17 protein-coding genes and 1 riboswitch are annotated in these 22,725 nt (G+C 68.9%); of the genes, 8 read left to right on the top strand and 9 right to left on the bottom strand.

What is annotated here, in order from left to right; genetic code table 11:
* Positions 1 to 30: 30 nt before the first annotated feature.
* The 5 genes from ACSFA5_RS30805 to mntP all read left to right on the top strand — a co-directional run bounded on the left by ACSFA5_RS30805 (position 31) and on the right by mntP (position 4,826).
* The gene (locus tag ACSFA5_RS30805; protein WP_435447850.1) at positions 31 to 969 is read left to right on the top strand and encodes a glutathione S-transferase family protein; all 939 of its coding nucleotides are present in this window, start codon (positions 31 to 33) and stop codon (positions 967 to 969) included.
* A 106-nt stretch (positions 970 to 1,075) separates the two neighbouring features.
* Positions 1,076 to 1,981 carry an SDR family oxidoreductase gene (locus ACSFA5_RS30800; protein ID WP_435447849.1) on the top strand — a complete coding sequence of 302 codons (906 nt, stop codon included), beginning with the start codon at positions 1,076 to 1,078 and terminating at the stop codon, positions 1,979 to 1,981.
* 229 nt (positions 1,982 to 2,210) lie between these two features.
* Positions 2,211 to 3,644: a cysteine--tRNA ligase gene (cysS, locus tag ACSFA5_RS30795; protein WP_435447848.1), complete on the top strand. Its 1,434-nt coding sequence runs from the start codon at positions 2,211 to 2,213 to the stop codon at positions 3,642 to 3,644.
* Between the two features lie 100 nt (positions 3,645 to 3,744).
* Complete coding sequence (locus tag ACSFA5_RS30790; protein ID WP_435447847.1) at positions 3,745 to 3,948, top strand: hypothetical protein; 204 nt, start codon at positions 3,745 to 3,747, stop codon at positions 3,946 to 3,948.
* A gap of 123 nt (positions 3,949 to 4,071) precedes the next feature.
* Positions 4,072 to 4,242, top strand: a riboswitch (yybP-ykoY riboswitch).
* A 14-nt stretch (positions 4,243 to 4,256) separates the two neighbouring features.
* Positions 4,257 to 4,826 carry a manganese efflux pump MntP gene (gene mntP, locus ACSFA5_RS30785; protein WP_435447846.1) on the top strand — a complete coding sequence of 190 codons (570 nt, stop codon included), beginning with the start codon at positions 4,257 to 4,259 and terminating at the stop codon, positions 4,824 to 4,826.
* Here mntP and ACSFA5_RS30780 read toward each other — a convergent pair.
* Positions 4,799 to 5,734: a LysR substrate-binding domain-containing protein gene (locus ACSFA5_RS30780; RefSeq protein WP_435447845.1), complete on the bottom strand. Its 936-nt coding sequence runs from the start codon at positions 5,732 to 5,734 to the stop codon at positions 4,799 to 4,801. The two genes, mntP and ACSFA5_RS30780, sit on opposite strands and share 28 nt — an antisense overlap.
* Before the next feature lie 100 nt (positions 5,735 to 5,834).
* Here ACSFA5_RS30780 and ACSFA5_RS30775 point away from each other — a divergent pair, with 100 nt between their 5' ends.
* On the top strand, positions 5,835 to 6,683 hold the full coding sequence (locus ACSFA5_RS30775) for an FMN-dependent NADH-azoreductase (RefSeq protein WP_435447844.1): 849 nt from the start codon (positions 5,835 to 5,837) through the stop codon (positions 6,681 to 6,683).
* Here the strand turns inward: ACSFA5_RS30775 and ACSFA5_RS30770 are convergent.
* The 3 genes from ACSFA5_RS30770 to ACSFA5_RS30760 are packed head-to-tail and all read right to left on the bottom strand — an operon-like array spanning position 6,614 to position 12,691.
* Complete coding sequence (locus ACSFA5_RS30770) at positions 6,614 to 10,054, bottom strand: efflux transporter outer membrane subunit (RefSeq protein WP_435447843.1); 3,441 nt, start codon at positions 10,052 to 10,054, stop codon at positions 6,614 to 6,616. The two genes, ACSFA5_RS30775 and ACSFA5_RS30770, sit on opposite strands and share 70 nt — an antisense overlap.
* Entirely contained in the window at positions 10,042 to 11,361 is a 1,320-nt protein-coding gene (locus ACSFA5_RS30765; protein WP_435447842.1) for a hypothetical protein, read from the bottom strand. The genes ACSFA5_RS30770 and ACSFA5_RS30765 overlap by 13 nt, the downstream gene beginning before the upstream one ends.
* Before the next feature lie 37 nt (positions 11,362 to 11,398).
* Positions 11,399 to 12,691: an HlyD family secretion protein gene (locus tag ACSFA5_RS30760; protein ID WP_435447841.1), complete on the bottom strand. Its 1,293-nt coding sequence runs from the start codon at positions 12,689 to 12,691 to the stop codon at positions 11,399 to 11,401.
* A 344-nt stretch (positions 12,692 to 13,035) separates the two neighbouring features.
* Here ACSFA5_RS30760 and ACSFA5_RS30755 point away from each other — a divergent pair, with 344 nt between their 5' ends.
* Positions 13,036 to 15,804, top strand: coding sequence for a sensor domain-containing diguanylate cyclase (locus ACSFA5_RS30755; RefSeq protein WP_435447840.1), 2,769 nt, complete (start codon positions 13,036 to 13,038; stop codon positions 15,802 to 15,804).
* 19 nt (positions 15,805 to 15,823) lie between these two features.
* On the opposite strand, the gene ACSFA5_RS30750 is transcribed toward ACSFA5_RS30755, so the two are convergent.
* From ACSFA5_RS30750 to ACSFA5_RS30740, 3 genes are all read right to left on the bottom strand, one after another.
* Positions 15,824 to 17,575 (bottom strand): sensor domain-containing diguanylate cyclase, encoded by a 1,752-nt coding sequence (locus ACSFA5_RS30750; protein WP_435447839.1) that lies wholly within the window; start codon positions 17,573 to 17,575, stop codon positions 15,824 to 15,826.
* Positions 17,576 to 17,630: 55 nt separating this feature from the next.
* Entirely contained in the window at positions 17,631 to 18,554 is a 924-nt protein-coding gene (locus tag ACSFA5_RS30745) for a GNAT family N-acetyltransferase (protein ID WP_435447838.1), read from the bottom strand.
* 125 nt (positions 18,555 to 18,679) lie between these two features.
* Complete coding sequence (locus ACSFA5_RS30740; protein ID WP_435447837.1) at positions 18,680 to 19,870, bottom strand: MFS transporter; 1,191 nt, start codon at positions 19,868 to 19,870, stop codon at positions 18,680 to 18,682.
* Between the two features lie 98 nt (positions 19,871 to 19,968).
* On the opposite strand from ACSFA5_RS30740, the gene ACSFA5_RS30735 reads away from it, so the two are divergent.
* Positions 19,969 to 20,931 carry a LysR family transcriptional regulator gene (locus ACSFA5_RS30735; protein WP_435447836.1) on the top strand — a complete coding sequence of 321 codons (963 nt, stop codon included), beginning with the start codon at positions 19,969 to 19,971 and terminating at the stop codon, positions 20,929 to 20,931.
* Here the strand turns inward: ACSFA5_RS30735 and ACSFA5_RS30730 are convergent.
* Both ACSFA5_RS30730 and ACSFA5_RS30725 read right to left on the bottom strand, forming a co-directional pair.
* On the bottom strand, positions 20,880 to 21,650 hold the full coding sequence (locus tag ACSFA5_RS30730) for a fumarylacetoacetate hydrolase family protein (RefSeq protein ID WP_435447835.1): 771 nt from the start codon (positions 21,648 to 21,650) through the stop codon (positions 20,880 to 20,882). The two genes, ACSFA5_RS30735 and ACSFA5_RS30730, sit on opposite strands and share 52 nt — an antisense overlap.
* A gap of 13 nt (positions 21,651 to 21,663) precedes the next feature.
* Positions 21,664 to 22,641, bottom strand: coding sequence for a Bug family tripartite tricarboxylate transporter substrate binding protein (locus tag ACSFA5_RS30725; protein ID WP_435447834.1), 978 nt, complete (start codon positions 22,639 to 22,641; stop codon positions 21,664 to 21,666).
* Positions 22,642 to 22,725: the final 84 nt, after the last annotated feature.

Here is a 22,725-nt window from a genome sequence, read left to right as displayed (position 1 = left end):
TCTTTCAAGAACCACCTCACGGGAACGACCATGGCAGACCTCATCCTTCACCACTACCTGACGTCTCCGTTCTCGGAGAAGGTGCGGCTCATCCTCGGCGCCAAGAAGCTGCCGTGGAAGTCGGTCTTCATCCCGCCGATCATGCCCAAGCCCGACGTGGAGGTGCTCACGGGCGGCTACCGCAAGACGCCGTTCCTGCAGATCGGCGCCGACATGTACTGCGACAGCGCGCTCATCGCCGACGTGCTGGAGCACCTGGCGCCCGAACCCACGCTGTACCCCGAGCCCGAGAAGGGCATGTCGCGCATCCTCGCGCAGTGGGCCGACACCACGCTGTTCTGGGCCGCCATGGCCTGGAACCTGCAGCCCAGGGGCGCGGCCGAAGTGTTCGCCAAGGCCCCTCCCGAAGCCCTGAAGGCCTTCGGTGAAGACCGCGGCAAGATGAGCGCGGGCAACATGACCCGCCTGCGCCCGGCCGATGCCACCAGCGCCTACAAGTCGTACCTGCGCCGCCTGTCGGACATGCTCGACGACAAGCCCTTCCTGCTGGGCGAGGTGCCCAGCATCGCGGACTTCTCGGCCTATCACCCGCTCTGGTACACGCGCCGCATCGAGTCGGTGCGCGGCATTCTCGACCTCACGCCCGCGGTGGTCGACTGGATGGACCGCATGGCCGCCATCGGCCACGGCGTGCCCGAGAAGTTCAGCAGCGACGAGGCCATCGCCGTGGCCAGGGCCGCCACGCCGCACTCGCTGCTGACCGACAGCACCTTCCAGGACGACCACGGCATTCCGCTGGGCACGGCCGTCACCCTTCGCGCCGAAAGCTTCGGCCTCGAAGAGACGCCCGGCACGCTCGTCGCGGCCACGCGCACCCACTACACGCTGGAGCGCAGCGACGAGCGCGTGGGCACGGTGCATGTGCACTTTCCGCGCATCGGCTACGTGCTGAAGAAAGCCGACGCCTGACAGCGCGATCGCCGGGCCGGGGCACCTTCGTGACTGCGCCCGCGCGGGTTCCGTATTTCAATGGCGGCTCCAACGTCAGAGACATTCAACACAAGGACACCGGCAAATGATTCAGGACTTCAAGGGCAAGACGGCCGTACTCACCGGCGCGGGCTCGGGCTTCGGGCTCGAATGCGCGCGCATCGGCGCGGCACGCGGCATGAACCTCGTGCTGGTCGACGTGCAGCAGGACGCACTCGACAAGGCCCGGGCCGAGATGGAAGCCGCCGGTGCGCAGGTGCTGGCGCGCAAGGTCGACGTGTCCGACGCGAAGCAGATGGAAGCACTGGCCGCCGCCGTGAAGGAACGCTTCGGCGCGCCGCACTTCGTGTTCAACAACGCGGGCGTGGGCGCCGGTGGCCTCGTGTGGGAAAACTCCGTGGCCGACTGGGAGTGGGTGCTGGGCGTGGACCTGTGGGGCGTGATTCACGGCGTGCGCCTGTTCACGCCGATGATGCTGGAGGCCGCCGCCCAAGACCCGTCCTACCGCGGCCACATCACCAACACCGCCAGCATGGCAGGCCTGCTCACGCCGCCGAACATGGGCATCTACAACGCGGCCAAGGCGGCCGTGGTGAGCCTCACCGAAACGATGTACCAGGACCTGAACCTCGTCACCGACCAGATCGGCGCGAGCCTGCTGTGCCCGTACTTCGTGCCCACCGGCATCACCAGCAGCGAGCGCAACCGCCCGAACGCGCCCAAGGACAGCGAGCTCACCAAGAGCCAGCTCATCGGCCAGGCCATGAGCAACAAGGCGGTGAGCAGCGGCAAGATCACGGCGGCCGAAGTGGCGGCCAAGGTGTTCGACGCCATCGCCGCCAACCAGTTCTACGTGTACAGCCACCCGAAGGCGCTGGGCAACGTGCGCAGCCGCATGGAGAACATCGTGTCGGGCACGAACCCGGCCGATCCGTTCCTGGAGCGGCCTGAAATCGGGCTGAAGCTGCGCGAGCAGTTGCGCTCCGCCTGAAGCGCTCTTCGAGCGGAAGCGTCTTCTTCTCGAGCACCATGCGCTAGCATCGCCTTCATGTTCGCTCCCGCATTCTTGTTCTCACGCCTTGTGCGCGCATGCTGTTTCAGCGTGCCATGGGGTGCCTGCGGCTAGCGAATCTGTTCACGTCCGCATCCCCGATGGCCACCCGTTGCAAGACCGGTGGCCTTTTTGTTGCCTGCGTTTTCTCGACCTCACGAAAGCCTGCATGTCCCTCGCCCTGTACGACACCTGGTCGCGCGCCGTGCGTCCGTTCGCTCCCTTGCAGCCCGGCCACGTGGGGCTGTACTGCTGCGGCCCGACGGTGTACGACCACGCGCACATCGGCAACCTGCGAACCTACGTGTTCGAGGACGTATTGCGCCGTGCGCTCGAGTTGAACGGGTACGTCGTGCGGCATGTGGTGAACATCACGGACGTCGGTCACCTCGTGTCCGACGCCGACGAGGGCGAAGACAAGATGGAGAAGGGAAGCCGGCGCGCCGGCGAGTCCGCATGGGCCATCGCGCAGCGCTACACCGCCGCGTTCCAGGCCGACTGGCGGGCGCTGAATCTGCTGGAGCCCACGGCCTGGCCGCGCGCCACCGACTACATCCCCGAGCAGGTGGCGTTCATCGGCGAGCTGGAGCGCAAGGGCTTCACCTATCGCACATCCGACGGCATCTACTTCGACACCACCCGGCAGGACGACTACGGCCATCTGGCGCGCCTCGACCGCGAGGGCTTGCGGGCCGGCACACGTGTCGCGATAGGTGAGAAGCGCAGCATCTCGGACTTCGCGCTCTGGAAGTTCAGCCCGGCGGGCGCCCAGCGGCAAATGGAATGGGACAGCCCCTGGGGCCGCGGCTTTCCCGGCTGGCACATCGAATGCTCGGCGATGTCGGCCGCGCTGCTGGGGCCCTGGTTCGACATCCATTGCGGTGGCGAAGACCATGTAGCGGTGCATCACAGCAACGAGATTGCGCAGACGCAGGCATGCCATGGCACCCGGCTTGCCAATTTCTGGATGCACGGTCACTTTCTCACGCTGGACGACAGGAAGATGGCCAAGGCAGACGGCGGCTTCCTGCGGCTTCAGACATTGATCGACCAAGGCATCGACCCGATGGCCTATCGCTACCTTTGCTTGACCGCGCATTACCGAAGCACTTTGCGCTTCACCGACGAGGCGATGCACGCCGCGCAATCGGCGCTGGACAGGCTGCGCAGGGCCTGCGCGAGCTGGCCACGCGGCGGCGCGGCCGATGGCGACTTCGTGGCCCGCTTCGACGCCGAGGTCAACCAGGACTTGAACCTGCCGCGCGCGCTGGCCATTCTGTGGGAGCTGGTCAAAGGCGATTTGCCGCCTGCGGTCCGACGCGCCACGGTCGACCATTTCGACCGTGTGCTCGGGTTGCGCCTGAGTGAGTGGACAGCGCATTCGCACCCGATTCCCGTGGACGTTGCCGCCTTGCTTTCCGAGCGCCAGGCGGCACGCGCCAGCAAGGATTGGGCGCAAGCCGATCGCCTTCGCGAAGCGTTGAGGGCTCTGGGCTGGCAGGTGGAGGACGGCAGCGCCCGTCAACAAGCTGTCTGTCAAGTTGCGCCCTGGCAACACGCTCCCTCCAACCCGCCCATGCCGATAGCAAAGCCACAAGAATGATGGATTCCCGCGTGGCGGCGTTGGTACTTTGAAACAATTTTGTAAGAGTTTTGACTACTCAAAGACTACCATTCAAGGCATAAAACAGACAAGGATCCTCATGGAGACGTACCCGACCCTTCGCCAGGCCACAGGCGTTGCGCGCACCCTCAGCAAACGCGGTCCATGCACCATCGTGGTCTATCGCATGGGCGAGGAAAAGTTCGTGGCCGCGCACGCGACCGACCCCGTGGAAGGCGGGACCATCGAAGGGGTGTACCGCGACGGGTATGTCGTGAATACGCTGCTGACGAAGAAGGACTGACCGGCCCGGTTTCCCCGTTTCAAGAGCCTCCTTCGGGAGGCTTTTTCGCGGGCTCGGCCAAGACCCTGCGGGCAATGCAGGCGCTGTCACACGGCTTGGGCGGCCGGCCCTCTAGAATCGCCGCTCCCTTGGGGAGTAGCCGGCTTCCGGACTTCGGAAGCGCTCACGTCAACATACTCGGTTCGTACCTTGCGACCGTGGCGTGAGCAGCCGAAAGGTTGGCGAGACCAGCGGTGCACGAACGCGGCTTTGGCCGGCGGGTTCGTGTGCCGCGGCGTCTTGAACCGGCCTTGCTTGCTACTTCCAAAATGAACATTGCCTCCACGATCCTTCTTGCATTCGCCATGTCGACGGATGCTTTCGCCGCTGCTGTCGGCAAAGGCGCAGCCCTGCGCAAACCCTCCTGGCGCGAGGCCCTGCGCACCGGGCTCATCTTCGGTGTCATCGAGGCGATCACGCCCGTCATCGGCTGGGCGGCAGGCCTTGCGGCCGCGAGCTACGTCGCGAAATGGGACCACTGGATCGCGGTGACGCTGCTCAGCGTGCTGGGCCTGCGCATGATCTGGAACGGCTTCGGCGCACCCGATGCGGTCGAAGACAAGCCGAGCCGCAACACCTTCTGGACGCTCGCGATCACCGGCTTCGCCACGAGCATCGACGCGATGGCGGTGGGTGTCGGGCTGGCCTTCATCAACGTCAACATCGCATGGACCGCGCTGGCCATCGGGCTGGCCACGATGACGATGGTGACCCTCGGCGTGATGGTGGGGCGCGTGCTCGGCGCGGTGGTTGGCAAGCGTGCGGAGATCTTGGGCGGCGTGGTGCTGATCGGGATCGGGTTCTTCATTCTTTACGAGCACCTGAGCGGCATGGCTTGAGCCGCGATCCAGTCCCACACCGCGCGAATCGCCGGCTCGTTCTGCCGCCCGTGGGCGGCCGCAAGAAAATAACTGCCGGTATCGAGCACAGGCCCGAAGGGCTGCACCAGCGCGCCGCTGCGCAGTTCTTCCGCTGACAGCGTGAGGCTCAGCAGCGCCACGCCATGCCCGGCGAGCGCCGCCAGCGTGGCGTGCGTCTCGTCTGAAAACGACAGGCCCGCGGCTTTCATCGCACGCCCCCTCGGCGGCGCGATGCCGGCTTCACGAAACCAGCGCGGCCACACGGCCGGCGCAAGGGCCTGCGGCTGCCAGTCGCAATGAATGAGCCGGTGCTTCGGCAGGTCGGCCACGCGCTTCAACCCCAGCATCGGACTGCACAGCGGCGCATAGCGCTCGGGCATGAGTTCGCGCGACACCAGCCCCGGCCAGTTGCCGCTGCCGGAGCGCACCGCGATGTCGGCGTCGCCGCGCGCGAGGTCGACCAGCGTGTCGCTCGCGTGCAAGCGCAGTTCGACGTGAGGGCATGCCTTGCGAAACGCCTCCATGCGCGGCAGCACCCAGCGCGCGGCGAAGGCGGTGTTGGTGGTCAGCGTCACGGCCTGCGACGCGGCGGGCCGGCGCAGCTTGTCGACGCCGGCTTGCAGCACGTCGAAGCCCGTGCGCAGATCGTCGAACAGTTGGCGGCCTGCGGGCGTCAGCGCGAGCTGCCGCGTGAGCCTGCGAAACAACGGTTGGCCCAGCGTGTCTTCGAGCGCGCGCACCTGGTGGCTGATGGCCGACGGCGTCACCGAAAGCTCGAGCGCCGCGCGCTGAAAGCTCAGGTGGGCAGCGGCGGCCTCGAAGGCGCGCAGGGACAGCAGCGGCGGCAGCCGGCGGGGAGGGCGGACAGATGAGCCAATGTCGTCCATGGGCAGAGAAATGATCGTTTGTGAGGACGGGGCTGCGTGCCTAGATTCGAGGCATGCGAAGCCATTGTGGCAGCGCAAGGCAGAACAACCCAGCTCACCCATGACAACCCAGACCCATACACAGACTCAGACCCTGAACCTTCTTCACATCGATGCCAGCGCCCGCGCGGGCCGCTCCGGCATCGACCCGCACGGCTCGCACACGCGCCGCCTTACCGCGCGCTTCGTCGAGCGATGGCGCCAGGTGCGGCCCGGCGACCGCATTGACCACCTCGACGTGGGCCAGCATCCGCCCGCGCACGTCGACGGCCGATGGATCCACGCGGCGTTCACGCCGCCGGCCGCACGCGAACCCTGGATGTCCGAGGCGCTGGCGGAGAGCGACCACCTGGTCGACCAGCTCATCGCCGCAGACCTCGTCGTCATCGGGCTGCCCATGTACAACTTCAGCGTGCCCGCGCAGTTCAAGGCCTGGATCGACAACATCGTGCGCGTGGGCCGCACCTTCGGCTTCGACCGCGCGCGCGGCGCGGTGCCGTACTGGCCGCTGCTGGCGGATGCGGGCAAGCGCGTGGTGCTGCTGGGCGCGCGCGGGGACCACGGCTACGGCGACGGCGAGGGAGGCGGCGGACGCGTGGCGCACCTCAACCACACCGAGAGCAGCGTGCGCGCGGCGCTGGGCTACATCGGCATCACCGAGGTGTTCGAGGCGGCGGTGGAGTTCGACGAGTTCGGTGGCGAGCAGTTGGCGCAGTCCCTGCGGCGCACCGAGTCGCGCGTGGACGATCTGGCCGACTTCCTGCTGCGCTCGGTCACGCGCGGGCAGGCCGCCACGCGGGGTGCGCCGCCAGCGGATGCAAGCGGGTCAGGCAGCACGCATCAACGCGGCGTGCTCGACGCAACCGCCCCCGCCGGCGCGTCGTCCCACCCGCCGCCGAGTGCCTTGTAGAGGTTCACGGTGTTCACCGCCTGCTTGAGCTGCAGCTCGATCGCCTGGCGCTGCTCGACGTACAGCTCGCGCTGCGAATCGGCGCCGGCGAAGTAGTCCTCCAGCCCGTTGCGAAAGCGCGTGCGCGAAATGGACGCCACCTTGTCCAGCGCCTGCACGCGCGCCTGCTGCGCGGCGATCTGCGGTTGCAGGTGGCTGTCGGCAATGAGTGCGTTGGCCGTTTCGCGCAAGGCCTGCTGCACCGCGTACTCGTAGCTGGCCATGGCGGCGGCCAGGCGCTCTTCGTTGGCGCTCAGGTTGGCCGAGCGGCGGCCCCAGTCGAAGATGGGCAGCGACACGCCCAGCACGGTGGCCCAGCTGCGGTTGCCCGAGCCCAGCAGGCTGGAGAACTCGGTGCTCAGCCCGCCCGCCACCGCCGTCAATGAAAAGCTCGGATAGAACGCCGCCTTGGCCGCGCCCACGCCCGAGTTCGCGGCCTCGACGCGGGCATAGGCGGCCAGCAGGTCGGGGCGGCGCTGCAGCAGGCTGGCCGGCAGCCCGACCGGCACGTCGGCCACCGAACGCTCGGGCCACGGGCGCTGCATGCCGACGGTCGGCGGCACGGGCTGGCCGACCAGCACCGCGAGCCACTGCAGGTCCTGCCCCACGCGCATGCGGAACTCTTCGCGCTGCACGTTGGCGCGCTCCACCAGCGACTGCGAGCGCAGCACGTTCAGGTCCGACGTGCCGCCCACGGTGCGGGCGCGCTGCATCACGCGGGTGCTGTCGCTCTGGCTGGTCAGGTCGCCCTCGGCGAGCGCCAGCAGGGCGCGGTCGGCGCGCAGCGTGAGGTAGGCGTTCGACACCTCGCCCACCAGGCTCGTGCGCGCGGCGGCCAGGTCGCGCTCGCTGGCCAGGGCCTGCGAGCCGGCCTGCTTCACGCCGGCATCGACATGGCCGAAGAAGTCGAGCTCGTACGCCGTGACGCCGGCCTGCACCGCGTAGGTGGTGGCCACGCGGCCCACCGCCTGGTTGTTGGTGACGATGCCGTCGGGGCCCAGCGACGTGGTCACGTTGCCGCGCCCCACCGAGCCGGCCAGGCCGATCTCGGGGAAGAGGCTGGCGCGCGTGCCGCCGTACACGGCACGCGCCTCGCGCGCCTTGGCGGCGTACACGCGCAGGTCGCGGTTCTGCAGCAGCGCGGTGGCGATGAGGCCGCGCAGCTCGTCGTCGCGCACGAAGGCGTGCCAGGCCATCGGCGCGGCGGCGGCATTGCCCGTGCCCTCGGCCCACTGCGCGGGCACCACCACATCGGCATCCTTCAGCGGCGGCGTGAGGTTGCAGCCCGTGAGCACCAGCACGCCGATCATCAGCACCATGACCATCGGCAGCGGTGCCGCCATGGCGCGCGCAAAGGCCACCGGAAGGCGCGGCCAGTGCCAGCCGGCACTGCCCATGAACGCGATCGCCGCGCGTCCCGGGTTCACCTGCACGGCGACATGGCTGGGCGGCAGGCTGAACACATGGCGGATCAGGTGGTCGTGCAGCACCTCGTCGTGCACGAAGGACAAAGCCACGCCCGCGGCGGAGCGCCCCGTCACCACCGCCGACACCCAGCCGACGTGGTCGACGTGCACGTCCAGCGGCTCGCCCACGGGCATGCGCCGCAGCAGGGCGCTTTCGCGCAGCACCGCGCCGTCGACCGCAATCTCGACGAAGCGCGTGGCGCCCACGCCGGCGGCGCTGCGCATCGTGGTGTCGGCTTCATACGGAAAGCGTTCGTCGTGCTCGGGCCGCGGACGGTCGATGCAGGCGATGAGCGCGGCCAGGCAGTACAGGGTGGTGACGATGGTCCACAGCACGTTGAGCATGTCGCCGGTGGTCATGGCGCTGCCGATGGAGCCGATGGCCGCCGCCTCCATGGCAGCGATGAGCCCGCCGAAGACCAGCACCAGGTTCCAGTGCACCACCGTCCTGGAGCGGTCCTGCCCCTTGGCCGTGACCTTGAAGGGGCGCCCGAAGGGCCGCACCAGCGAGGTGACGATGGTGCGCGTGACGGCCATGGCGGCCACGATCTGCGTGACCTCGGTGAACACGGGCAGGCAGCGGCGCTGGCTGATCCAGTAGGTGTAGCCCCAGAACATGACCAGCGGCGGCAGGCCGTACAGGGCAAAGGCGCGCGGCGTGGCGTGGAAGGCCGACACGCCCGTGTACCAGTACAGCGCGGGCGCCGCCAGCATCATCAGGATGAAAGGCTTGGTCAGCCAGTGCAGCAGGCCGTGCACGTAGTGCACGCGCGCCGCGAAGCTGTAGCCCCGGCCGCGCAGCGGGCCGTCGCGCAGCAGCGCCACCTGGATGGTGCCCAGGCACCAGCGGCTGCGCTGGTTGATGTAGTCGACGATGCTGTCCGCCGAGAGCCCGTTCGACAGCCGCTCGTTCAGCCAGCGCGTGACCCAGCCGAAGCGCATCAGCGTGTAGGTGGTGTAGATGTCCTCGCACACGCTGCCGGTGGGGAAGCCGCCCGCCTCGGTGATGGCGTCGCGCCGGATCACGAACGAGGTGCCCACGCAGAAGGCCACGTCGGCCGCGTCCTTGGCGGGCTGCAGCACGTCGAAGAACACGCGCTGCTCGTCGACCCAGCTGTCGGTGGCGCGCAGGTTGTGCTGGATGGGGTCGGCGTTGTAATAGAACTGCGGCGTCTGCACCAGGCCCACCTTGCGCTCGTCGAACAGGCCCAGCGTGCGGTACACGATGTTGCGGTGCGGTGTGAAGTCGGCGTCCAGCACCAGGATGTACGGCGCGTTGGTGGCCGCGGCCGACTGGCGCAGGCCGTTGTTCAGGTTGCCGGCCTTGGCGTGCGCGTTGTCGGGCCGCCGCGCGTAGTGCACGCCCTTGCGTTCGCAGTAGTCGCGCAGCCAGTCGCGCCGCGTGTCGTCGAGCACCCACACGTTCACGTGCGGATAGTCGATGGCCTGGGCCGCAAGAATCGTCTTCTCGAGCACGCCCAGCTCTTCGTTGTAGGTGCAGATGAAGACATCGACCGCCGGCACGTCGGCGCCGCGCGCACGCAGCCCGGCTTCGCCGAGGTCGGCCTGCGCGTGGTTGTCGCGCCGTCGCGTGAGCATCTGGATCGACAGCAGCGTGTAGACGATGGCGATCATCTCGAACACCAGGAACACCCACGACACCAGCGTGCCGAAGCCCAGGTCGGCCGGCGGCAGCGTCTCGGCCAGGCGCCATGCCACGTAGCGCACCAGCACCAGCGCGGTGAGAAAGCCGAACAGCACGCGGTGCGAGCCGCGGTCCGCGCGGGCATGGAAGATCATGATCAGGGCAAGCGCCGCGACCATCAGATTGACCCTGAACTCGGGCGTATCGATCAGTTCGGACATGGCTTTTCTCCTGAGGAAGCGGTGAGGACGTTGCCGGTGAAAGGGTTCCAGCCCGTGGCCGCGAGCGCGATCCAGGCGGCGGCGCCCAGGTGGGGCCAGCGGTAGTAGAAAAAGTCGGCGCCCACCGAGTCGGGGCCGATGGCCAGGCCGGTGGCGATGCGCGGGCTGGGCGTGGCGTAGTAGAGGCCGTTGGCGGCGCGTTGCGAGGCCAGCAGTTGCCACAGCGCTTCGGGCGCCGAGCCCTTCACGGCCACCAGCGTGGCCGCGGCCTGCGCGCTGCCCTCGGTCCAGATGCCGTCGGGCTGTTGCGAGAAACCGTAGCCGTCGCCGAAGCGGTGGTTGCGCTCGACCCAGGCCAGGCCGGCCCGCCAGGCGCACTGGCCGGGCGGCGCCGCGAGCAGCGGCCACAACTGCGCGTCCAGGCCCGAGCCGGTGGTGGCGATGGTGGCGCCGTCTTCCTTCGTGCCGATGTAGAAGCGCTGCTCGGTGGTGCTCCACATGCGCGAGACGAAGGCCAGGGCCACGCCCGCCTGGCGCGCCTGTTCGGGCCGCGCGCTGCCGCGTGCGGCCCAGGCGGCCGTCATGGCGATGTCGATGTTGTGCTCGGTCGATTTCCAGGTCTGGGCCTTCTGGGCGCTGTCCCCGGTGCCCCATCCGTACCAGCCGCCCTGGTAGCCGTCGGGGGCGACGGTGGCGCGCGTGCGTTGTTCTGTCCACGCGAGCAACCTGGCCGCTGCATCGGTGTAGCGCGGCGAGGGCGCCATGCGGTCGACGTTCAGCAGCAGCAACGCCGCCCACGCCACGTTGCCTGTCGCGGTGCTGACCTGGTACGCATCGGCGATCCACTGGTTCCTGCCGGCGTCCCAGTAGCCGGAGAGCACCGGCTTGCCGTCGGCCAGCGGGCCGGCGCGGTAGGCGTTGCGCACGCGGCCGTCGGGGTACTGCGCGTCGCGTGCCACCGCCAGCACCACGGCGTCGGCAATGCGTCGGGCGGACGCCGTGTCGCCGCAGGCGAGCAGCGCGATGCCGGCCAGCGCGTTGTCGTAGACGAAGGCGACGTTCGCCAGGCTGGGCGAGAGATCGGGCACCCCGGCGATCGGCTGGTCGGTGCGGTAGCTCGACAGGAACAGCGGCGACGCCGCATCGCCGCGCGCATCGGCAGCGACCGCGCGGCGCAGGCCGTCGCAGCTTTGCCGAGCCAGCGCCTGCTGGACCTCACCCGCAGCCATCGCGGCGTGCGTGGCAAAGCCGGATGCCGCCACCGCCAGCAATGCGCAGCTGCGAAAGAGGCGCGAGGCGTGATCCATCGTGCGCCCAGATCGGCTTCTTCGACAGAAGGCCACGCTACGAAGCCAGCCGTGCCGAAACCACCTTGCCGGGCGCGCACAACCCGCGCTGCCCCAGCCATTCCTGAGAGCTCGATTCGACATGTGCAACCGCGTACACCGAACCCTGTTCCGCGAAGGGGAAGGGCACGGCGTAGCGGCTCTGGAAGTCTTCGGGCGCCACCGGCAGTATCTGCGTGACGCGCGCGGACACCTCGGGGCGATCGTCGTCGGTCTTCACCGCGATGGTCGAGCCCATGTTGAGCCGCTTGGCCACGCGCGGCGGAAACACCGCCACCACCTCGACGCGGCTGCAGTCGATCATGCGCACCAGCGTGGCGCCCTGGGGCACGTAGCTGCCTTGCGGCATGAGCACGGTGTGCACCTGGCCGGCCTGCAGCGCACGGATCTCGAACGCCGCCATCTTCTCGATGCGTCGGCGCTCGTCGGTTTCCAGCGCGCTCACCTCGCGCAGTTGCTGCTGCAGGGCCTGGCTGTCGTGCTGCGCGCGTTCGATGTCGCCGGCCAGCGTTTCGCGCCGGTTCGCCATGGTCTGGTAGACGTTGGCGCCGCTGCCGCCCACGAACACGCCGCGGCTCGCGCTGGCCACGTTCTGGCCCAGCCCGGCCGAGGCCTGCTCCGCCACCGCGGCGCTGGCGCGCGAGATGCTCAGCTGCGCCTGCGCGGCGTCCATGGCCTGCGGGCTGACGGCGCCTTCTTCCAGCATGGCGGAGGTGTGGCGCACCTTCAGTTCCTGCTCGGCCACGTTGCTCAGGGCCACCTCGCGCTGGCGCTGCGCAACCTGCCAGGCGTCGCGCGTCTGCGCCATCGAGGCCGAGCGGTACAGCTTGCCCTGCTGCTCGACGAACTGCAGTTCCTCGCTCGACGCATTGAGCTGGTTGGCCAACTGCGCCACCTGGCTCTGCAGCGCCAGGCGCTGCGTGGTGAGCGTGGTGAGGATGTCGCGGTTGATGGTCGGGTTCTGCACCGTGGCCACCACCGTGCCCGCGTCGACCTTGTCGAGCGCGCGCACCGTCATCTGCGTGACCACGCCGCTGATGGGCGAGGTGACCAGCAGCACCGGCGCCTGCAGCACCGTGCGCGTGGCCTGGCGCGAGACCAGCGGCTGGATCAGCGTGGTGACGACGAGCCACAGCACGAACGCCAGCAGGGCGTAGCCCGCCAGGCGCGGCACGATGGATTCCGAATTAGAAGGGGGCCCGCCCCCGCCCTTGTGCCTGAGTCGACGGAACCAGCCGGCGGCTTCGGCGTCTGCAATTTCGTTCGATTCCCTTACCGTGCTTGCGTTCATGTGCGCCTCGCGATCGATGACGTGGTGACCTGTAGAAACCGGCGTCTCCGCTGTCGCGGCACGGCTTTGGGGCGTGCCGTCTGCTCTTGCTGCAACGCAGCAATACACATGCCAAAAGTTAACAATTTATGCTTACATGAGAAACAGGATGTACGGCCTTGCGTGGATGCGCTCTCGTTCTCGGCAACAGCGGTTGCGCAATCCAGGCGCCGCGACAGGCGAACATCCAGACACTTCCGCGCTGCGTAGAACACACCGATACTCACCCGGCAACTCCCGCCGGCAACGCACCGGCCCCGCCAAGATCAATGAACGCATCCGGTCCCTCGAAATTCCGCTTCGGCATGCACACGCGCCTCAGCCTGGGCGTGGCAGCACTGGTGCTGGCGGCGACCTTCGCCATTGCCACCTACGCGCTCCAGCTGGTCAAGAGCAGCATGCAGGCGTCGATCGCGGCCGAGCAGATGGCCCGCGTGAGCGGCATCTCCGACGCCATCGACCAGAAGCTCGGCAGCCGCCGCATCCTGCTGAAGACCTTTGCCGAAAGCGTGGAGTCGCAAGCCTTCGACAACGCCGAGCCGCTGCAGGCCTTCCTGGAAAAGCACGCGTCGCTGCGCCAGGCTTTCGACAACGTCGCCTTCCTGGGCGCCGACGGCACGCTGGTCGCCAACCTGAGCGGCGCGCAGAGCAACGGCAGCGTGAACATCCGCGACCGCGACTACTTCCAGCAGACAGTGGCCACCAAGGCCGGCCTGGTGTCGCAGCCCTATCGCAACCGCCTGAACGGGCTGGCACAGGTGGCCATCACCCAGCCCGTGCTCGACGGCGCGGGCCAGGTCAAGTTCGTGATTTCCGGTGCCATCAACCTGAAGGACCGCAACATCCTCGGCGCGCTGGGCGACATCAAGTTCGGCAAGAACGGTTATCTGTTCATCGTCACCTCGGCCGGCGTGATGGTCGACCACCCGGACACCGCACGCATCCTGAGCGTCACCCAGGCGAACGGCGGCAACCCGGCCATCCTGCGTGCCATGGCCGGCTTCGAGGGCACGGGCGAGGGCGTCGACGACGCCGGCGTGCCCAGCCTCTATGCCTTCGACCGCACCGAGCAGACCCCCTGGATCGTCGGGGCCATGTACCCGCGCGCCGAGGCCTTCGCCCGCATCGACGCCATCGAGCACAACGCGTGGCTGGGCGCGCTGGCGCTCTCGCTGTCCGCGGGGGCGCTGGCCCTGGTGGTGGTGCGCCGCCGCCTGAAGCCGCTGGCCGAACTGCACAGCCACATGCAGTCGGCGCGCGAAACACCCGCTGAAACACAGTTCCCGCGTCCGGCAAGCTACACCCGCGACGAGATCGGCGACCTGTCGCGCACCTTCGACGACCTGATGGCCCAGCGGCGTGCCAGCGAGCTCAGCCTTGCGCGCAGCGAGGCACAGGTGCGCACCATCGCCGACAACATTCCGGCGATGGTCTCGCACGTGGACGCCTCGCTGCGCTACACCTTCGTGAACGAGCGCATCCGCGCGCTGCACCAACATGCGCCCCTGGTCGGGCGCCTGATGCCCGAAGTGCGAGGCGCGGACTTCGCCGTCGTGGAGCCGTACTTCCTGCGCGCGCTTGCGGGCGAGACGGTCATTCTCGAAAAGATCGGCGACCCGGGATTGGGCATCGGCAACCGCACCTTCCAGGCCCACTACATTCCCGACCTCGACGCGGCAGGCGCGGTACGCGGCGTGTTCGCGATGACATTCGACATCACGGACGAAGTGAACGCCCGCAAGGCCGTGGCCGATCAGGGCAAGCGGCTGCGCGACGTGACCGACAGCATTCCGGCGCTGGTCGGTTATTTCGATCGCAACCAGGTCTGCCTGTACGGCAATATCCGGGCGCGGCAGATGGCCGGCCTGGGCGACGCGCCGATCGAGGGCGCCACGCTGGGCACCGTGCTCGGCGAGGCCATCTACGAGCAGCACAAGCCCTACCTGCCGGTGATGCTCTCGGGCAAGAAGGTGCGCTTTCCGGTGCGCGCGCCGGTGCACGGCAAGCAGGGCTACTTCCAGGTCAACCTGATCCCCGACACCAACCCGCGCGGCGAGGTGGTCGGCTTCTACCTGATGAGCTTCAACATCACGGCGCTGAAAGAGGCCGAGCTGCGCCAGGCCGAGAGCGAGCTGCGCCTGCGCACCATCACCGACAACCTGCCGGTGCTCATCACCTACATCGACCGCGACGAGAAGATCACCTTCGCCAACGCCACCAGCCGCGAATGGCTCGGGCTGGACCCGATGCAGGTGGTGGGGCGGCACCTGCAGGACGTGGCCGGGCGCGAGGTGTACCTGTCGCGCCGGCCCATGCTGGCGCGCGCGCTGGCCGGCGAGCGGGTCGAGTTCGAGGCGCGCACCCAGCGCACGGGGTTCGAGCGCATCACGCAGGTCATCTACGTGCCCGACATCCGCGCCGACGGGCTCACGCACGGCATCTTCTCGCTCGCGCTGGACATCACCGCGCTGAAACTGGTGGAGCACCAGCTCATCGAGCTGGCGCGGCTGGACACGCTCACCAGCCTGCCCAACCGGCTGGCCTTCAACGAGCACCTGCCCGACGCGGTGCTGCGCGTGCGGCTCACGGGCAACGCCATGGCGCTGATGTTCCTGGACATCGACCACTTCAAGACCATCAACGACACCTTCGGCCACGCGCTGGGCGACGCCGTGCTGGTGGAGTACGCGCGGCGGCTGCTGGCCAGCGTGCGGGGCACCGACAAGGTGGCGCGGCTGGCAGGGGACGAGTTCGTGCTGGTGATCGAGAACCTGAGCGGGCCGCAGGCCGCGGCCACCGTGGCCGAGAAGATCGTGCAGCGCATCGGCGAACAGCCCTTCGTGGTGGAAGGCCAGACCATCTCGGTCACCACCAGCATCGGCATCGCATTCCACTGGGCGGCCGATTCCTCGGCCACGGCCGAGGAGCTGCTGGCACGCGCCGACGCTGCGCTCTACAACGCCAAGGCGGCGGGGCGCAACCGGTTCGAATTCTTCCTGTCGGCCGGGGTGCCTAAAGACCCGCTGAAGCTGGGCGGTGCGGTGGCCGACCCGGCGCCCGAAGACCAGAACTAGCCTCGGCTCGCCGAGTGGCTCAGTCGGCCGCTGAAAGCTCCGCGCGGTTGCGGCCTTGCGCCTTGGCCTCGTACAACGCCTTGTCGGCGCGGCGCAGGGCAACGTCCACGCTGTCGTCGGCGCGCGTCATCTGCGCCACGCCGCAGCTGATGGTGATCTGGCCGACGGTGTCGAACGCGGTGTTGGCCACCAGCTCGACCAGCGCCCGGGCCATGCGCATGGCCTCGGTGGCGCTGGCCCCGGGCAGCATCAGCACGAATTCTTCTCCGCCCAGGCGTGCCGCGATGTCCGACTTGCGAAGGTGCGACTTCAGTACCGCCGCCACCGAACGCAGCGCGATGTCGCCGGTGGCGTGGCCGAAGCGGTCGTTGATTTTCTTGAAGTGGTCGATGTCGATCATCACGATGCCCAGCGGCATCGCGTCGGGGTGGGTCGCGGGCAGCGTCTGCTGCAACCGTTCCTCCATGCCGTGGCGGTTCAGAAGGCCGGTGAGCGCGTCGAAGCGCGCCTGCCGGTCGAGCTCGGCATTGGCGGTTTCCAGGGCCGAGGTTCGCTCCTTCACGCGCTCCTCGAGCTCGGCGTTGGTGCCCACCAGCCTGGCCGTCATGCCCGCGAGCGCGAGCGACAGCTGCTTGACTTCGGAGCTGCCCGCCGTGGTCGGAATGCCGGCGTCGAGCCGCCCGGTGCCGATGGCCTTGGCCACCGACGCAATCTGGCGCAGCGGCCGCGTGAGCCGCTCCGCCAGCAGCCAGCCCAGAAAGAAGGCGAGGGCGGCGGCGAGCATGCCCAGCATCAGCGCCTTGCGCACGCCTTCGCGCGCGGCGGCACGCGCCACCTCGGCGGGCTCGCGGGCCACCACCGTCCAGCCCAGGTCGATCGCGCGGTCGGTGGCTTGCGTGGGGCCCACCGATGCGGTGGCCACCAGGAACTCGCCGCCCGACGCCTCGCGCGCGTACTTCACGGGCGCGTTCGGCTTCACGCCCGACATGCTCAGCGTGGCCGCTTGGTCGAGGTTGGCGTCCGACGCATAGATCACGCGGTCGTTCGCGTCGAGCACCAGCACCTCCAGCCGGCGCGCCACGGCGTCGTCGGGGAACAGCGACTCGACAACGCTGCGCGTCCATTCCCAGCTGCCGTGCATGCCCAGCACGCCGACCAACTGGCCGTCGCGCTTGATGGGCGAGGCGAAATCGACAAAGCGCTGCGGCCCGCCGTCGCTGCCCTTGGGCAACAGCGAAGCCAGCAGCTTGGCCGGGTGCACGTCGCCCACGTGCGTGCCGCGCAGGCCTTCCTGGAACCAGGGGCGCTCGGCCACGTTGGCGCCGATCAGCAGCTTGCCGGTGGACGTCTGCACGACGCCGTCGGGCGACACCACGCCGATCCATGCGCTGAACGGCGTGAGGGCCTGGGTGCGCGCGATGCTCTGCGCCACGCGTTCGCCGTCCAGCCCTTCCTGCCAGACCCAGGGCGTGCCGGCGAGCAGTTCGATTTCGCGGGTACGGGAGCCCAGGCCATCCGCCAATGTCTTGGCGGCGTTGCTGGCGATGGTGCGCAGCACGGCGGATTCGTCGGCCTCGCTCTTCTGCGCGAACATCGAGCCGAGCGCCAGTGACAGCGTGACCACCAGCACCGCCGCCAGGCCGCCGAATCCCAGCGCGACCTGGGTGCGGAAGCTGCGCAGCAGGTTGCGCAGCCAGCCTCGGGGGCGCGCGGAAGAAGGTGTCTCGGGCGCGTCGGGATGAGAGGGGCGGTCTGGGCTTTTGGAAGACATCGAAGGCGCTGGGGTCGGTCCTGTCCGGAAGAGCGCCGATTGTCCGCCGTTCCGCTCAGGGACGGCCAAGGACGTTGTTTTCGTGACGGTCTTCGCCGAGGGCGAACCAGGCATTGCCCTTGACGACGAAGCCCTGCCTTTCGTAGAAGCGGCAGGCGCGCCGGTTCCTCGCGTTGACCGAGAGCCACAGCGCGTCGCTGCCGGTGCGCTCGCGGGCCGCGGCGCGAGCGGCTTGCAGCAGCGCGGGGCCGACACCGGCTCCCGTGAATGCCTCCTGTACATACAGGGTGCCCAGCTCGGTGTCGCACGTGGGCACCAGCGGCTGTCGGGCGCCGAAACGCACGAGCGCATAGCCCACGAGATGCGCGTCGGCTTCTGCAACGAGCAGCACCGAGCCGGCGGCATCGGCCAGCGCCGCAAATTTGGGCGGCGTGAATTCGTCGAGGACGTACCTTGCGAGCAGGTCGTTCACACCTTCGGTCGCATAGGTGGCGAGCCACACCTGGATCGAGAGTGCGGCCAGCGCGTGCGCGTCTGCCGCGACGGCGGTACGGATCGCGAGGGCCGGCTCGGGCTGCACGGCTGGTATGGCAGCCCTTGGCCGCTCCATGGCGAGCGTCGACGCGGCGAACCCCTGCCTCGCAAAGAACGCATGCGCATCGTCCCGGCCCGCCCTCAGCACCCAGGTGATGTTCGGGTCGGCACCGACGATCGCCTCGACCAGGGCCCGGCCGATGCCTTGCCGCCGAAACGGTTGCGCAACCGCGACCATCGAGAGATAGCCGTTCGACAGGCCGTCGGTGATCGCGCGGGCGAACCCGACCAGCTCGCCGTGCCGCAGCGCCACGGTTGCGCGTTGCGAGGCGGCGATCAGCCGGCCCAGTGCGTCCACGCTGCCGATGCGATGGGACCAGCCACTGGTCATGAGCAGCCTATGCACAGCGGGCAGGTCGGCCGAGTCGAAGTGTCGGACTTCCATGTTTTCGCGCTCCTCGCAGGTTCTGGAAACATCGCCGATGTTGCCTCAGCGCCATGCGCCGCGGCCTCCGGGCGAGGTCTGACCCGGCTGGAGGCCGCCGCGATACCTGGAATGCCTGGATGAAATCAGGCCTGTGCCGAAGCGCAATCCCCGAGCGTGCCGCGCCGCTCGCGCCGCTCCAGCGAGCGGCTCCACAACGCGATCGCCAGCCCCACCAGCGTGAGCAACGCCGCCACCCAGCCCAGTGCCCGCAGCCCCGGTCCATGGTCGATCACCACGCCGCCGACCCATGCGCCGAGCGCGTTGCCCAGGTTGAAGGCCGCGATGTTCAGGCTCGACGCCAGGTTCTGGCCCGCGCCCGAGGCTTTCTCGAGCACCCGCAGCTGCATCGGCGCCACGGTGGCGAACGAGGCCACGCCGAGCAGGCCGACGAACACCACCGCGGTGAACGGCGTGCCGATGGCGAACTGCATCGCGCCCAGCACCACCGCCAGCACCACCAGCGTGCCGAGCACCGCGGCCATCGGCGCACGGTCGGCCAGCTTGCCGCCGAGGATGTTGCCCACCGCCAGGCCGCCGCCGAACACCAGCAGGATCGGCGACACGGCCGACTCCGACAGGCCCGTGAGTTGCGTGAGCAGCGGCTGGATGTAGGTGAACACCACGAACACGCCGGCAAAGCCGAGCACCGTCATCGCCAGGCCGAGCAGCACCTGCGGGCGTGCCAGCACGGCCAGTTCCTCGCGCAGCGGGGCCGGCGCGGCCTCGCCCTTGACGCGGGGCACGAACACGGCGAGCACCGCGAGCGCCAGCAGGCCGATCAGCGTGACGGCCCAGAAGGCCGAGCGCCAGCCGAAATGCAGGCCGAGCCACGCGCCGAACGGCACGCCGAGCAGCGTGGCGGCGGTCAGGCCGGTGAACATGATGGCGATGGCCGAGGCGCGGCGTTCGGGCGCCACCAGGCCGGTGGCCACCACCGAGCCGACGCCGAAGAAGGTGCCGTGCGCCAGGGACGTGACGACCCGCGCGGCCATCAGCATCTCGTAGTTGGGCGCCAGCGCACAGGCCAGGTTGCCCAGCGTGAAGATCGCCATCAGCGCGAGCAGAACGGTCTTGCGCGGCAGCTTGCGGGTGGCGATGGTGAGCACGGGTGCGCCCACCGCCACCCCGAGCGCGTAGCCCGAGATCAGCAGGCCGGCGGCCGTGATGGAGACTTGAAGATCCGTCGAGACCTGCATCAGCAGGCCCATGATGACGAACTCGGTGGTGCCTATTCCGAAGGCACCGGCAGTGAGGGCGAGTAGAGCGATTGGCATGATGTCCTGTACTGTGAAGACATTCGCCATCGATGACTAGAATGCCGCCGGTACAGGGACTTGTGACTTGAAATCACAAACCAGCAAGAAGGAAAGCCATGCCGCGCATCGACGTCAACCGCTCCGGCGAAATGGAAGCCTTCGTGCAGGTGATCGAGTTCGGCGGGTTCTCGTCGGCGGCTCGCCTGCTGGGCATGACGCCCTCCGCGGTGAGCAAGCTGGTGGCGCGGCTGGAGCTGCGCCTGGGCATCCAGCTGGTGCACCGCTCCACGCGCAAGCTGCAACTCACGCCCGAAGGCACCGAGTTCTACGAGCGCAGCACGCGCGTGCTGGCCGACATGGACGAGGCCGAGCGCTGCGCCGCGGCCGGTGCCGCGCCGCGCGGGCGCGTGAGCATCAACGCCAGCGTCTCGTTCGGCCACCACAAGCTGGTGCCGCTGGTGCCGCGCCTGCTCGAGCAGCATCCGCAAATCACGCTCGACATTGCGCTGACCGACCGCATCGTCGACCTGATGGACGAGCGCGCCGACATCGCGATCCGCTGGGGCGCGCTGCCCTCGTCCGACCTGGTGGCGCGGCGTCTCGGCGAGACCAGCCAGGCGATTCTCGCGGCGCCTTCGTATCTCGAGAAATACGGCACGCCGCGCACCCCGCAGGAACTGGAGGCGCACAGCCAGCTCGGCTGGACTTTCAGGCGAAGTTCGCCCGACTGGCCGTTTCGCGTGGACGGCCGCATGGTGTGGATGCCGGTGGCCGGTCCGGTGCGCGCGGGCGACGGCGAAACGCTGCGCCAGTTGGCGATGGCGGGCGCGGGCGTGGCGCGGCTGTCGCTTTACCACACGCAGCACGACATCGACGCGGGCCGGCTGGTGCCGCTGCTCGAGGAGTTCAACCCGTGCGAGGTGGAACCCATTCACGCGGTGTACATCGGCAAGGCCGGCACGCTGCCCGCGCGGGTGCGGGCGGTGCTCGACTTCCTGGTGGCCTGCTCGGGCGTGGACGGCGGGCGCTACACGCTCAAGCGAACGCTGCCGATGCCGGGGAATGCCGCGCTCACCTGATCGCCGCGGCGGCAGGGCAGCACACCGACCCAGGAGCCGGTGGTGACGACGGTGCCCTTGGGGGCCGTCTGGCCGTGGCGCGTGACGTGGCGCAGCCAGATCGGCAGCAGCCATGCCGGATCGGCCAGCGGGTGCGTGCCTTCGCGCACCACGGTCTCGGCGTTGCCGACCTTGGTTTCGCAGCGCTGCGAGGCCCAGTCGATGGCGGCACAGGGAACCCATTCGCCGAGCACCAGCGCGCCGTGCACCTGCGAATCGGCCAGGCGAAGCAGGGCGGGCGTGGCGGCCAGGTCTTGCCAGCGCGCACCGACGATTTCCACCGACACGGCCATGGCGTCGATCAGCGATGCAGCGTTCTCGTGGTCGAGCGTCGCGGCCTGCGCGGGCGTGACGTCCTGGCCGAGGCGCAGGGCAATTTCGGCTTCGATGCCGGGCGAGTGCAGCACGAGGTCGCTGAAGTCGGCCGAGCCGGGCCGCACGCCGGTGGGCGGCAGCGGCGCATGCGTGAGGGTGGCGCTGCGCGAGGCGCCGCCGGATTTCCAGGTGCCGGGCACGGCCTGGCCGTCGAACCAGCCGAGTGCGGCGGCCACGGCATCCTGAACTTCGTACGCTTGCTCGGCGGTGGCGAGCGCGTCGGTCCAGGGCGAGGCGTCGAGGGTGCGGTTGCCGCGGCGTGCGGCGATGAGGGCGTCTGTGAGGGCGGTCTGGGAAGGGTTCATGCGCGAGATCTTCTCAGCTTTCGACGTGGACGTTGCCGTCCTTGACCACCTTGGCCCACTTGGCGATCTCGGTGCCGATGAACTGCTTGAACTTGTCCTGCGAGCCGCCACCGTCTTCCGCGCCGTAGGTGTCCATCCGCTCCTGCACGTCGGGCATGGCGAGCACGGTGTTCACGTCGCGGTTCACCTTCTGCGCAATGGACGCCGGCAGTTTGCCCGGCCCCACAAGGCCGTACCACGTGGTCGCCTCGAAGCCCTGAAAGCCTTGCTCCTGCATCGTCGGTACGTTGGGGTGTCCCTTGGCGCGCTTGGTGCGGGTTTGCGCGACGGCGATGACGCGGCCGTTCTTCACATGCGGCGTGGCGGCCGTCATGGTCTCGAAGCTGTATTGAATCTGCCCGCCCATCAGGTCGGCCAGCAAGGGGCCGCTGCCCTTGTACGGCACATGCAGCGCATCGACACCGCCCTGCAGCTTGAACATCTCCAGCGCCAGGTGCTGCGCCGAGCCCGCGCCCGCCGAACCGAAGCTCACCGTGCCCGGCGCGGCCTTGCAGGCGGCCACGATGTCTTTCACGCTGAGCGCCTTCTGGCCCGGATTGGCGATCAGCAGGTTTGGCGTGACGCCCACCAGCACGATCGGCACGAAGTCGCGCTCCACGTTGTAGCGCAGCTTGGGCTGCAGGCTCGGCGCAAGGGCGTGGCTGTTGATGTGCGCCATCAGCAGCACGCTGCCGTCGCTGGGTTGCTGCGCCACGTAGTCGGCCGCGAGCACCCCGGCCACGCCGCCCTTGTTGTCGACGATGACCTGCTGGCCCCACATGATCGTGAGCTTCTGCGCGACCACGCGCGCCAGCGCATCGGTGCCGCCGCCCGGTGGAAACCCCACCACGATGCGCACCGGCCCCGATGGCCACTCCTGCGCGAAGAGCCGGGGCACGCCCAGCGTGGCGGCCGCACCGGCGGCGGCCTGGATCAGGGAACGTCTTTGCATCATCTGTGTCTCCGTGGTGTTGGGGTCCGATGCGTGCCGCGCGCGATGTGTCGCAGCGCGGCAAGGCGGCCGCCGCATCGTTCG

The sequence above is a fragment of the Variovorax monticola genome (assembly GCF_051216855.1).
GTDB lineage: Bacteria > Pseudomonadota > Gammaproteobacteria > Burkholderiales > Burkholderiaceae_C > Variovorax.
This window is presented reverse-complemented; position numbering and strand designations above follow the sequence as displayed.

Excerpts from the sequence above, each read along its gene's own strand:
- ACSFA5_RS30790 (WP_435447847.1), top strand. The coding sequence starts at position 3,745 with ATGGAGACGTACCCGACCCTTCGCCAGGCCACAGGCGTTGCGCGCACC.
- ACSFA5_RS30780 (WP_435447845.1), bottom strand. The coding sequence starts at position 5,734 with ATGGACGACATTGGCTCATCTGTCCGCCCTCCCCGCCGGCTGCCGCCG.
- ACSFA5_RS30740 (WP_435447837.1), bottom strand. The coding sequence starts at position 19,870 with ATGCCAATCGCTCTACTCGCCCTCACTGCCGGTGCCTTCGGAATAGGC.
- ACSFA5_RS30730 (WP_435447835.1), bottom strand. The coding sequence starts at position 21,650 with ATGAACCCTTCCCAGACCGCCCTCACAGACGCCCTCATCGCCGCACGC.
- ACSFA5_RS30735 (WP_435447836.1), top strand. The coding sequence starts at position 19,969 with ATGCCGCGCATCGACGTCAACCGCTCCGGCGAAATGGAAGCCTTCGTG.
- ACSFA5_RS30775 (WP_435447844.1), top strand. The coding sequence starts at position 5,835 with ATGACAACCCAGACCCATACACAGACTCAGACCCTGAACCTTCTTCAC.
- ACSFA5_RS30750 (WP_435447839.1), bottom strand. The coding sequence starts at position 17,575 with ATGTCTTCCAAAAGCCCAGACCGCCCCTCTCATCCCGACGCGCCCGAG.
- ACSFA5_RS30725 (WP_435447834.1), bottom strand. The coding sequence starts at position 22,641 with ATGCAAAGACGTTCCCTGATCCAGGCCGCCGCCGGTGCGGCCGCCACG.
- ACSFA5_RS30755 (WP_435447840.1), top strand. The coding sequence starts at position 13,036 with ATGCACACGCGCCTCAGCCTGGGCGTGGCAGCACTGGTGCTGGCGGCG.
- ACSFA5_RS30805 (WP_435447850.1), top strand. The coding sequence starts at position 31 with ATGGCAGACCTCATCCTTCACCACTACCTGACGTCTCCGTTCTCGGAG.
- ACSFA5_RS30745 (WP_435447838.1), bottom strand. The coding sequence starts at position 18,554 with ATGGAAGTCCGACACTTCGACTCGGCCGACCTGCCCGCTGTGCATAGG.
- mntP (WP_435447846.1), top strand. The coding sequence starts at position 4,257 with ATGAACATTGCCTCCACGATCCTTCTTGCATTCGCCATGTCGACGGAT.
- ACSFA5_RS30770 (WP_435447843.1), bottom strand. The coding sequence starts at position 10,054 with ATGTCCGAACTGATCGATACGCCCGAGTTCAGGGTCAATCTGATGGTC.
- cysS (WP_435447848.1), top strand. The coding sequence starts at position 2,211 with ATGTCCCTCGCCCTGTACGACACCTGGTCGCGCGCCGTGCGTCCGTTC.
- ACSFA5_RS30765 (WP_435447842.1), bottom strand. The coding sequence starts at position 11,361 with ATGGATCACGCCTCGCGCCTCTTTCGCAGCTGCGCATTGCTGGCGGTG.
- ACSFA5_RS30800 (WP_435447849.1), top strand. The coding sequence starts at position 1,076 with ATGATTCAGGACTTCAAGGGCAAGACGGCCGTACTCACCGGCGCGGGC.
- ACSFA5_RS30760 (WP_435447841.1), bottom strand. The coding sequence starts at position 12,691 with ATGAACGCAAGCACGGTAAGGGAATCGAACGAAATTGCAGACGCCGAA.